The sequence below is a fragment of the Corynebacterium sp. HMSC034B08 genome, from assembly GCF_001835805.1.
Lineage (GTDB): Bacteria > Actinomycetota > Actinomycetes > Mycobacteriales > Mycobacteriaceae > Corynebacterium > Corynebacterium coyleae.
In genome coordinates this window covers 39291-49472 of the sequence record NZ_KV825958.1, presented here as the reverse complement: position 1 = coordinate 49472, position 10182 = coordinate 39291, and the positions used below count along the sequence as shown (strand labels likewise).

Below are 10182 nucleotides of genomic sequence, written 5' to 3'. Positions count from 1 at the left end.
GGCACGGCGGGGAAACCAACCTGGCCAACCTCGTACCCCTGTGCAGTTACCACAACGGCACGAACGACGACGACCCGTGGATCGTCAGACGAGGCCGAATATGCATCCGGGACGGCATCCCAGTGTGGGTGTCACCCAACGGATACGAAGTGCCGAACGACACCCCCGGAGCCATGCAGCTCCTGTTCGGAAACAACTGACCGGGCGCGATTGAGCGCGCCCGCAGGCCTGAGTTCTGCCGCGCTGCGCTGGGCCGGGGCTGCTGCCGCGCCGCGCTGCGCTGGGCCGGGGCTGCTGCCGTGCTGGGTCCTATGAGCGGTCCGCCATGGTGGAGCGCACCGGGCGCGCCAACTGCGTCATCTTGTTACGCCCGCGCAACTCCACCGACTTCATCAGCGTCCAGCGCTGCTGCTCAACCTCGTTCGCCGCGCGCAGGGTCGCGGCGTTGGTCAGCACCATGCCCGGAGTGTCCTTCGCAAGGTCGGTGAGGCGGGCGGCGCCGTTGACGGCGTCGCCGATCACGGTGTACTCGAAACGGTCCTTGCCACCGATGTGGCCAGCGACCACGTGGCCCGAGGCGACACCGATGCCGGCCTTCAGTTCGAAGCCGTCCAGGCCGCGCTGGATTTCGCGGGCGGCTTGGAGGGCGTGCGAGGCGGCGTCGTGAAGCGAAACTGGCGCTCCGAACACCGCAAGCGCCGCATCGCCCTGGAACTTATTAATCACGCCCTTGTTGCGGTGCACCACCTCAACCACAACCTCAAAGAACTCGTTGAGCGCCTCCACGACCTCCTCCGGGGTGTGCTGGACGGTGTAGGTGGTGGAGCCGACGACGTCGATAAACAGCACCGCGACCCGGCGTTCCTCGCCGCCGAGCTGCGGGCGCTCCTCAAGCGCCTTCTGTGCGACCTCAGCACCGACGTACTTGGCAAACACGTCGCGAACACGCTGGCGGTCCTGCAGACCCCGCATCATCTCGTTAAAGCCAGCTTGGAGGACGCCGATCTCGGAGCCGTCGTAAATGTCCACCTGCGTATCGCCCTCACCGCGGCGCACACGGTTGATGGCGACCTGCAGCTCCTTAATCGGATCAACGACGATCACCGTCGCAAACGACGTCCCCACAAACCCCGTGAAAATACCCGCCGCGATCAGCGCCACGATCGCCGCCGTCATCTCACCCGGGGTGTCCCGGAAGTAGCCGACGCGCTGCGCCACAGCCAGCAGCAGCACCCCGACCATCGGCACGGCGGAGGTGGTGAACCACGTCAGCATCAACCGAGACGCAATCGGCGGCTGGAGCGTCGAATCCTCGAACCGCCGCGCCAACGCCGACGCCGCAATCGGACGCACGAGACGCTCCGCCTGCAGATACGTGAGCACCGACACCACAAAACACGTCAGGATGGTGGTGGCGAGGACGACGATGCCCAGGGGGACGTCGACAAGCAACGTGCGCACCGTGACAATCGCAATGCCCAACCCCCACACCGCAACAACGATGATCGTCTGCAACACCGGCAAACGCATCACCAAATGCCGCACCATGTTCGGGTCATGATCATCCGGGCGCCGCTGCCACTCCAACACAGGCCGGAACAGGAAAAACGTGACGATCACACCGAGCGCAACAGCAATCGCCGCATACAACACCCCGATAAACCCAAGCTGGCCGTTGAGACCTAACTCGTTGACGGCATCCATCGGGATGAGGAAGCGCACGAACAACATGCAGCCCACGGCGCCGAGCAGGTTGGTGCCCAGCACCGTCGCGGCATAGAGAGGCCACGACGTGCCCCAAAGCCACTGCAGCTCGCGCCAGATACGTTCCATGGTCTATCACCTTAGCGCGCGGGTACTCTGGTCACCTGTGACTACCCGCAGCGTTAGTGAGCGTTTGGCTGGCACCCCGGCGGTGCGCGACATCATCTTGTCGGCGGCTGCCACGGCGAGGGGGCAGGGGGATGCGTATGCGATGACGCATGCGTGGCTGTTTACGGGCCCTCCGGGTTCGGGGCGGTCGAATGCGGCGTTGGCGTTTGCGGCGGCGTTGATGTGTGAGAACCCGGATGAGATTGGGTGTGGGCGGTGTAAGGGGTGCCGTGATGCGTTGGCGGGGTCGCATACGGATTTGGTGCATGTGGTGCCGCATACGTCGACGATCAAGGTGGATTTTGTGCGTGATGAGATCGTCGCAAAGGCAGCTCGCTTACCGACGGTCGCCCCCTGGCGCGTTGTCATCATCGAAAACGCGGACCGCCTTGCCACGTCGATCACCACCGCGCCGGCTGACGCGCTGTTGAAGACGGTGGAGGAGCCGCCGGAGCGCACCGTGATCATCATGTGTGCGCCGTCGACGGATCCGCAGGACTTTTCGCAGACGCTGCGTTCGCGCTGCCGGCATGTGTATGTGCCGTCGCCGTCGGAGGATGAGTTGGTGCGCATTCTCGTCGAGGAGGAGGGGGCGTCGGAGCATGATGCGCGCCTGGCGGCGGTGTCGTCGCTACGCCATATTGGCCGGGCGCGGTTGTTGGTGCGTTCGGAGGCGATTCAGCAGCGTCGCGCGATGGCGATCAACTTGGCCGAGTTGGTGTTTCACGGCCCGCAGGCGTTTCAGGCGGTGGGGTCGTTGCTGAAGGCGGCGGAGAAGGAGGCCATCGAGGCGCATAAAGCTGACGACGAAGCCGAGCGCGCCAAGCTCGAAAACGCCCTCGGCATGGGCGCGAAGGGGAAGGGGGCGGCGAAGGCGCTGCGGTCGGTGGCGTCGTCGGTGCGTCAGTTGGAAGAGGAGCAGAAGCGTCGTGGCACGCGCCGCAAGCGCGACATGCTGGACCTCGTGTTGGTGGACCTGGCGGGGGTGTACCGGGATGCGATGGTGGTGCAGTCGGGCGCCGATGTTGGTCTGACCCACCCGGATTTTGAGGAGCTCGCGCGTGAGATTGCCGGCCAGGTGTCGGCGGAGGGGCTCGTGGAGTGTCTCGAGGCGATCGGGCAGTGCCGCGAGCGCCTGGACCAGAACGTGACTCCGGCGGTGGCGTTCAACGGCATGATTGGCCGCATAAGGCTCGCGTGCAACGTGTCTTAACCTGCGGGTTTCGCAGGTCGCGCCCGCTAGGTTAAGCTGTCTTCCCGGTGCAGCATTGCTGCCCGGCCACCTTAGCTCAGTCGGCAGAGCGTCTCACTCGTAATGAGAAGGTCGCGAGTTCGATTCTCGCAGGTGGCTCAATTTTTTTGCCCTAGCCCGGGCAGGAAGCGCGGTACGACTTTGCCGACGGCGTTGCGCGGCAGCTTGTCGACGAAGTGCACGTCCCGGGGAATCGAGTGATCGGCCAAGCGTGAGCGCACCCAGTCGCGGACGGCTTCCTCGGTGATTTCGGCGGTTTTGACGACCCAGACGGCGATGCGTTTGAAGGTGTCGTCGTCGTCGACGCCGTGGGCGTAGACCTCGCCGATGCCGGGCATGTCTTCGAGGACTTCCACCACGGATTGGGGGTGGACGTTTTCGCCGCCGACGATGATCATGTCGTCGCTACGCGATTGCACGTGGAGGTAGCCGTCGGCGTCGATGTAGCCGAGGTCGCCCATTTCGATGAGCCCGTCGATTTCGACGGTGGGGGTGTTCGGGTTGGTGTAGCCGCGCAGGGCGGTTTCGTTGTGGAGGAAGATGCGGCCGGTTTGGCCGGTGGGGGCTTCGCGGCCGTTGTCGTCGTAAATTTTGAGAACGGTGCCTGGCGCAATTTTGCCGACGGTGGTGGGGTCTGCCTGCATTTGTTCGGGGGAGGCGGCGGCGGCGAGGGCGAGTTCGGTGGAGCCGTAGATGTTGGCCAGGATGGGGCCGAAGCGTTCGGTGGTGTGGCGCAGTAGCGACGGGGTGACGGCGTTGCCGGCGGTGGCGAGGTAGCGCAGCGACGAGGTGTCGTAGTTTTCGTCGAGGTCCAGCATGTGTTTGAAGAAGATCGGCGAGGAGATGAGGCCGTCGCAGCGGAATGCTTCGATTTGGCGGAAGCAGTTTTCGGGGTCGAATTCGCGTTGCGTCACGATGGTGGAGCGGGTCGCCAGCGCGACTTGCAGGGCAGACCAGCCCCAGGTGTGGAAGATGGAGGCGGTGAGTTGGATGGTGTCACCGGCGCGCCAGGGGATTGCTTCGAGGTATCCGGCGACCACGAATGGCAGGCGTGGTTCGGGGCGCACGATGCCTTTGGGGATGCCGGTGGTGCCGGAGCTCATCAGGACGAGGTTGCCGTGTTTGGGCCAGAGGGGCAGTCGCTTGTCGACGACCCCTTTCACCACCACGTCCTCATACGCGCGCACCACGGGTATGTGGGGGATGTCGTTGGGGATGCGGTCGGCGAACTCGTCGTCGATAAAGAGGATGTTGATGTCGTTTTCGGCGATGATGCCGCGCAGTTGCTCGGTGGAGGAGCCGATGTTGAGAAGGAAGATGTGGCCTCCGGTGTAGCCCTTGGCGCCGAGGGGTAGGACGATGCCGCGGCCGTTGCGGGCCATGACGCCGATGCGTAGTTCGTCGAGACCGCGCTGTTCCTTCTGCGCAAGTAGCCATTTGGCGACGGTGCGGGAGTCTTGGCGCAGTTGGCGGTAGGTGAGGGCGCCGGTGTCGTCGATAAGAGCGAGGCGATCGGGCACTGCTGCGGCGCCTTGTTCGATTTCGCGGGCGGTGGTGAACCAGTAGCGCGCGAGATTCGGGATGAGTGCGAGCGCTGCGCGGGGGCCGCCTTCGGCGCTGATGATGCCGGCGCGTGTAACGGCGGGCACGAATCGCGCGAAAGACTTCAGTAAGAACAGCGGACGATGGGTGGGACGCATGAGGATAATGTAGCCTACCGATACGTAAGTGTCTCGCGTGAAAGGATTTTCGTGTCTGTTTTCCGACGTCTCGCAGCCGCCTTTGTGGCCGCTGCCGCCCTCGTCGCCCCACTGACCCCGGCCGCCCACGCGCAGGAGCGCAACATGGTCATCTTCGGCGACTCCGTTATTTCCGACCCCAACATGGGCCAGTGGGCCGCCGGCAAACTCGGCCTCGACCCGCGCGGGCGCTCCGACAACGGCACCTGGTGCCCGACCTCCGCCACGAACTGGGGCAAGCGCTCCGCCGCTAAACTTGGCCTGCCTGCGCGTGACTACTCCTGCACCGGCGTGGTCACCATTTCGAAGGGGCCGGGCTTCTTCCAGCAGGTTGACCGCGCCATCGCGGACCGCGGCCTGTCGCCAGCAACCGCGCGCGTGATCATCTCCGTCGGCTTCAACGACACGTACAACAACAATTCGCGCCCCGACGCCGACATCCGCCGCGACTTCACCCGCTACATGGTTCCGCAGATCAACCGCATCCGCGCCGCCGCCCCGAACGCGCGCATCCAGATCGTCGGCTACCCGAAGGTCACCGCCGGCGACCGCGTGTGCCTGTTCCACATCGCCCCGAACGCCTCCGATTGGACCCGCTTCCAGGAGGTTCAGCGCTGGGAGAACCTCGCCCAGTGGATGCAGGTCGACGCCGCCCGCGCCGCCCGCGTCGAATTCCTGGACCTGAAACCGTCCACGATGAACAACAACATGTGCGCCCCGGATAACCAGCGCATGTGGGCTGGCCTAGTCGATTTCTACGGCGGGCCGGGTAACCTGCCGATCCACGTGAACCAGCGTGGCCACGAGCACGTGGCAAATATCATCGCCCGCTCCTAGTCTGGGAGGGCATGACACAGACTGTTCAAGGAGTAATCGCCCGCGAAAAGGGCGCGCCCGTCGAGGTTGTGGACATTGTGATCCCCGACCCCGGCCCAAACGATGTCGTGGTCAAGGTTCAGGCCACCGGTGTGTGCCACACGGACCTTGCCTACCGCGACGGTGATATTGCAGACGAGTTCCCGTTCCTGCTCGGCCACGAAACGGCTGGCGTCGTGGAGACGGTCGGCTCGGATGTCACCCACGTCGAGCCCGGCGACTTCGTGGTGTTGAACTGGCGCGCAGTCTGCGGCGAGTGCCGCGCCTGCCGCAAGGGGGACACGAAGAACTGCTTCAACACCCACAACGCGTCCCAAAGCATGACGCTTGACGACGACACCCCGCTCACCCCAGCCTTAGGCATCGGCTCCTTCGCCGAGAAGACCCTCGTGCACGAGAAGCAGTGCACCAAGGTGGATCCGGAAGCCGACCCGGCCGCGGCGGGCCTGCTCGGCTGCGGCATCATGGCCGGCCTGGGCGCCGCGGTGAACACCGGTGAGGTGCAGCGTGGCGAGTCCGTCGTCGTGTTCGGCCTCGGCGGCGTAGGTCTTGCGGCCGTGGCGGGTGCTGCGTTGGCGGGGGCGTCGACGGTGGTGGCGGTGGACGTCGATAAGCGAAAGTGCGATGCCGCGACCGAGAAGTTCGGCGCAACCCACGCCATCTGCTCCAAGGACATGAGCGAAGACGACGTCATCGAGGCCGTGCGCGAACTCACCGGCGGCTTCGGCGCCGACGTCGCCATCGACGCCGTAGGCATCCAGCCCACCTGGCGCCAGGCGTTCTACTCGCGCGACCTCGCCGGCCGCATGGTCATGGTCGGCGTGCCCAACCAGACCGACCACGTGGACATCCCCGCGATCGACCTGTACGCCCGAGGCGGCTCCATCAAGCCGGCCTGGTACGGCGACTGCCTGCCGGAGCGCGACTTCCCCACATACGTTGAGCTGTACAAGCAGGGACGGTGCCCGCTCGGCGAGTTCGTCTCCGAACGCATTGGTGTGGGCGACATCGAGGAATCGTTTGACAAGATGAAGCGTGGCGACGTGCTGCGAAGCGTGGTGGAGTTCTAAATGCGCATCGACAACGTAGTCACATCCGGCCTGTTCAAACTCGACGGCGGCGAATGGGAGGTGGACAACAACGTCTGGATCGTCGGCGACGACTCCGAGGTCTACATCATCGACGCCGCCCACAACGCCCAGGCCATCGCCGACGCCGTGGGCAACCGTCGCGTCAAGGGCATCCTGGCCACCCACGGCCACTCCGACCACATCGACGCCGCCCCCGAACTGTCCCGCCTCGTGAACGCCCCGGTGTACCTGCATCCCACCGACGGGTTCCTCTGGCAGCGCGAGAACCCAGGCGCGCACTACCGCCCGCTTCTCGACGGCGCCACCTTCGACATCGCCGGCACCGAACTACGCGTCATGTCCACCCCCGGCCACTCGCCGGGCTCCGTGGTCATCTACGCCGAGGAAGCCGGCGAACTCTTCTCCGGCGACACCCTCTTCCAGGGCGGGCCGGGCGCGACGGGACGATCCTTCTCGTCGTTTGACACCATCATCCACTCCCTGCAGAAGTCCGTCCTGGACCTGCCGCCGGAGACGGTCGTGCGCACCGGCCACGGCGACCACACCACGATTGGCGACGAAGCCCCGCACCTCGAGGAGTGGATCCGCCGCGGGTTCTAATCGCGTTCGGGCGCTTCGGCGTTCTGCAGCGCTACCGCTCGGGCGAGGCGAGCGTAGCGCAGTTCCTGTTCGCGGAAGCGGGTCCAGGTGGAGATCGTCGTAAAGAAAAATGCGATGACCAGCAGATAAAGCATGAGGTCCGTGCCGCGGTCCACGCCGAGCCAGTTGGCCAGCACGGTCACATCGTCGGGGCGAACGATCGCCCACACGGCGGCGAGGATCATCAGCACGAAGCCCAACTTCACCCACGCCTTCGCGTTCGCCTTGCGGCGGTTAGCGAAGAAGAACCACGCCAGCGCCACAATGGCCAGCAGTAACAACGCCTGAATCATGGCAGCCTCCTTGCCACGAGCCCATCCGCGAGGATGTTCACCCCGTTGATCAACGATTGCCCCTTGGACATGGAGTATTCGGTGTAGAGAATATCCACCGGCTCTTCGTCGACGCGCCAGCCGAACTTCTCGATCATGGTGACGATCTCCGAAGCGTGCGACATCCCGTTCATGCGGATGTTCATCTCGTCGGCGACCTTCTTGTTAAACGCGCGCAGCCCGTTGTGCGCGTCCGACAGGCCGAGTTTGCGGGTGCGCGGCGACAGCATCACCACCGTTTTCAGCACGACGCGCTTAATCCACGGCACCTGCGAGTTGTCTTGGCCCGCAAACCGCGTACCGACGACAATATCCAGCGGCTCCGTCCGCAACCGCTCAACCATGCGCGCCACGTCCTTGACCTGGTGCTGGCCGTCGGCGTCGAAGGTGACAAAGTACTTCGCGCCGGGCTGCGCACGGGCGTACTCCACGCCGGTCTGGATCGCTGCACCTTGGCCGAGGTTCACCGGGTGGTTGACCAGGTGGGCGCCGGCGGCGCGGATTTGTTCGGCGGAGTTGTCGTGAGATCCGTCGTTGACGGCGACGATGTTGGGGAAGGTTTCGCGGGCGTGGCTGAGCACGTCGAAAATGACCGTGCCCTCGTTGTAACAAGGCACGATCAGCCAAGTGTCTGAAAATCCGGTCATGTCGCTTAAAGAGGTTACTCGCCGCGGTGGAAGAGCACGGAGTAGACGCGCTTAGTTAGCCCGATGGGCAGGGCGCGGTACAGGTTGCGCACGGCGAGGTTCGCCAGCGCGCGTGGCCGCGAGATCAGCCCGTATTCGACGAGGTTGGCCTGCATGGTGCGCTCGGCGCGTCGGGTGTCGGCGCTGGCGCGGCGTCGCAGCTGGTCGTCGGTGACGCGGAAGTAGGTCAGTGGCTCGTCGAGGTTGGCCAGGGTGTGTCCGGCGGCGATGAGGCGCGCCCACAGGTCGTAGTCCTCCATGAACGGCACGTGCTGGTAGCCGCCGACGGCCTTGACGGCGTCGGTGCGGAAGGTGACCGCGGGGTGGTTGAGCGGGGAGTTGATTTTCACGTACGCGTTCGGATCCCGCGGCAGTGCGCGGATGGTGCCGCGGTCGCCGGGGGTGTGTTCGAACTCTTCCATGGCGCTGCCGAGTGCGGCCACGTCCGGGTGCGCCTCCAGGTACGCGAGCTGTTTGGCGAAGCGTTCTGGTTTGGCGGCGTCGTCGGAGTCGATGCGTGCGGTGTAGGTGGCGTTGATCGTCGCTAAGCCTGCGTTGAGCGCCCGGCCGAGGCCGACGTTTTCGGGTAGTTCGACCATGCGAGCGCCATGCTTTGCGACGACCCCACGCACCGCCCCAGACACCTCCCCGTCAAAGACCACCACAACCTCGTCGGCGGGGCGCGTCTGGGCGTCGAGGGAGTTCAGCGTGAGTTCGAGTTCGGCGGCGTCGGTGGCGTGGTAGACGCTCATGAGGGCGGAAAGGGTGGGCATTAGGCCTCCTCGGCGGCGTCGATAAGGTAGCGGCCGTAGCCGGATTTGAGCACGGCCTCGCCGAGCGCGCGCAGCTGGGCGGCGTCGATGAAGCCTTCACGGTAGGCGGCGACCTCCGGCGAACCGATGACGGTGCCGGTGCGTTTTTGCAGCACTTCGACGTAGGAGCTGGCCTCGCTCATCGAATCGATCGTGCCGGTATCCAGCCACACATCCCCGCGGTGCAGGCGGTGCACCTTCAGGTCGCCGCGCTTGAGGTAGGCCTCGTTGACCGAGGTGATTTCCAACTCGCCGCGCGCCGAGGGAGTGATGTTCTTGGCGATCTCCACCACGTCGTTGTCGTAGAAATACAACCCCACGACCGCGAAGTTCGACTTCGGTTGTTGCGGTTTCTCCTCGATGGACAGGGCGGTGCCGTCCGCGTCGAAATCGACCACGCCGTAGCGCTGCGGGTCCGACACCTCGTAGGCGAAGATCGCCCCGCCCTCAATCTCACGCACCTGGCCGAGCGCTTCCAGGATGCCGGCGCCGTCGAAGATGTTGTCGCCAAGCACCAGGGCGACGGCGTCGTCGCCAATGAAATCTTCGCCGATCAGAAACGCTTGGGCGAGGCCTTCCGGCTTCGGCTGTTCGGCGTAGTGGAGCATGATGCCGAGGTGGGAGCCGTCGCCAAGCAAACGCTCGAAATTCGCCCGATCCTCCGGCGTCGTGATGATCAGAATCTCCCGAATACCCGCGCTGATCAGCGTGGAGAGCGGGTAGTAGATCATCGGCTTGTCGTAAATCGGCATCAACTGCTTCGAGATGCCCTGCGTAATCGGGTACAGCCGCGTACCCGATCCACCTGCCAGAATGATGCCTTTCATAGACCCGAAGTCTAGTGGGCAGCCAACTTCCCACTAACTTCCCATGTTGGTAAGTA

At 64.7% G+C, this 10182-nt stretch carries 10 protein-coding genes, 1 tRNA gene and 1 pseudogene; 6 read left to right on the top strand and 6 right to left on the bottom strand.

Annotated elements, in window-relative coordinates; genetic code table 11:
- Positions 1-200: pseudogene (locus HMPREF2656_RS13310) on the top strand (HNH endonuclease); the annotation flags it as partial.
- 109 nt (positions 201-309) lie between these two features.
- Here HMPREF2656_RS13310 and HMPREF2656_RS05435 read toward each other — a convergent pair.
- Positions 310-1833: an adenylate/guanylate cyclase domain-containing protein gene (locus tag HMPREF2656_RS05435; RefSeq protein WP_070816050.1), complete on the bottom strand. Its 1524-nt coding sequence runs from the start codon at positions 1831-1833 to the stop codon at positions 310-312.
- A 37-nt stretch (positions 1834-1870) separates the two neighbouring features.
- Between HMPREF2656_RS05435 and HMPREF2656_RS05430 the strand changes: the two genes are divergently transcribed.
- Together HMPREF2656_RS05430 and HMPREF2656_RS05425 are read left to right on the top strand one after the other, a co-directional pair.
- Positions 1871-3085, top strand: coding sequence for a DNA polymerase III subunit delta' (locus tag HMPREF2656_RS05430; protein ID WP_070816093.1), 1215 nt, complete (start codon positions 1871-1873; stop codon positions 3083-3085).
- A gap of 65 nt (positions 3086-3150) precedes the next feature.
- Positions 3151-3223 (top strand) — tRNA-Thr (locus HMPREF2656_RS05425).
- On the opposite strand, the gene HMPREF2656_RS05420 is transcribed toward HMPREF2656_RS05425, so the two are convergent.
- On the bottom strand, positions 3223-4824 hold the full coding sequence (locus tag HMPREF2656_RS05420; RefSeq protein WP_070816049.1) for an AMP-binding protein: 1602 nt from the start codon (positions 4822-4824) through the stop codon (positions 3223-3225). The genes HMPREF2656_RS05425 and HMPREF2656_RS05420 overlap by 1 nt on opposite strands.
- 51 nt (positions 4825-4875) lie before the next feature.
- Between HMPREF2656_RS05420 and HMPREF2656_RS05415 the strand changes: the two genes are divergently transcribed.
- The 3 genes from HMPREF2656_RS05415 to HMPREF2656_RS05405 are packed head-to-tail and all read left to right on the top strand — an operon-like array spanning position 4876 to position 7430.
- Complete coding sequence (locus tag HMPREF2656_RS05415; protein ID WP_070614769.1) at positions 4876-5700, top strand: GDSL-type esterase/lipase family protein; 825 nt, start codon at positions 4876-4878, stop codon at positions 5698-5700.
- Between the two features lie 11 nt (positions 5701-5711).
- The gene (locus HMPREF2656_RS05410; RefSeq protein ID WP_070816048.1) at positions 5712-6809 is read left to right on the top strand and encodes an S-(hydroxymethyl)mycothiol dehydrogenase; all 1098 of its coding nucleotides are present in this window, start codon (positions 5712-5714) and stop codon (positions 6807-6809) included.
- On the top strand, positions 6810-7430 hold the full coding sequence (locus tag HMPREF2656_RS05405) for an MBL fold metallo-hydrolase (protein ID WP_070816047.1): 621 nt from the start codon (positions 6810-6812) through the stop codon (positions 7428-7430).
- Here the strand turns inward: HMPREF2656_RS05405 and HMPREF2656_RS05400 are convergent.
- Genes HMPREF2656_RS05400 through rfbA form a run of 4 tightly spaced genes read right to left on the bottom strand, consistent with a single transcriptional unit; the run spans position 7427 to position 10126 of the window.
- The gene (locus HMPREF2656_RS05400) at positions 7427-7762 is read right to left on the bottom strand and encodes a DUF2304 domain-containing protein (protein WP_070452944.1); all 336 of its coding nucleotides are present in this window, start codon (positions 7760-7762) and stop codon (positions 7427-7429) included. The genes HMPREF2656_RS05405 and HMPREF2656_RS05400 overlap by 4 nt on opposite strands.
- Entirely contained in the window at positions 7759-8448 is a 690-nt protein-coding gene (locus HMPREF2656_RS05395) for a glycosyltransferase family 2 protein (RefSeq protein ID WP_070482973.1), read from the bottom strand. Before HMPREF2656_RS05395 ends, HMPREF2656_RS05400 begins: the two co-directional genes overlap by 4 nt.
- Before the next feature lie 14 nt (positions 8449-8462).
- Entirely contained in the window at positions 8463-9260 is a 798-nt protein-coding gene (locus HMPREF2656_RS05390; RefSeq protein WP_070816046.1) for a glycosyltransferase, read from the bottom strand.
- Complete coding sequence (gene rfbA, locus HMPREF2656_RS05385; protein ID WP_070772207.1) at positions 9260-10126, bottom strand: glucose-1-phosphate thymidylyltransferase RfbA; 867 nt, start codon at positions 10124-10126, stop codon at positions 9260-9262. Before rfbA ends, HMPREF2656_RS05390 begins: the two co-directional genes overlap by 1 nt.
- Between the last annotated feature and the right edge of the window lie 56 nt (positions 10127-10182).

Bases quoted from the DNA above. Each gene is read 5' to 3' on its own strand.
- HMPREF2656_RS05405 (WP_070816047.1), top strand. From the start codon at position 6,810: ATGCGCATCGACAACGTAGTCACATCCGGCCTGTTCAAACTCGACGGC.
- rfbA (WP_070772207.1), bottom strand. From the start codon at position 10,126: ATGAAAGGCATCATTCTGGCAGGTGGATCGGGTACGCGGCTGTACCCG.
- HMPREF2656_RS05410 (WP_070816048.1), top strand. From the start codon at position 5,712: ATGACACAGACTGTTCAAGGAGTAATCGCCCGCGAAAAGGGCGCGCCC.
- HMPREF2656_RS05435 (WP_070816050.1), bottom strand. From the start codon at position 1,833: ATGGAACGTATCTGGCGCGAGCTGCAGTGGCTTTGGGGCACGTCGTGG.
- HMPREF2656_RS05395 (WP_070482973.1), bottom strand. From the start codon at position 8,448: ATGACCGGATTTTCAGACACTTGGCTGATCGTGCCTTGTTACAACGAG.
- HMPREF2656_RS05420 (WP_070816049.1), bottom strand. From the start codon at position 4,824: ATGCGTCCCACCCATCGTCCGCTGTTCTTACTGAAGTCTTTCGCGCGA.
- HMPREF2656_RS05390 (WP_070816046.1), bottom strand. From the start codon at position 9,260: ATGCCCACCCTTTCCGCCCTCATGAGCGTCTACCACGCCACCGACGCC.
- HMPREF2656_RS05400 (WP_070452944.1), bottom strand. From the start codon at position 7,762: ATGATTCAGGCGTTGTTACTGCTGGCCATTGTGGCGCTGGCGTGGTTC.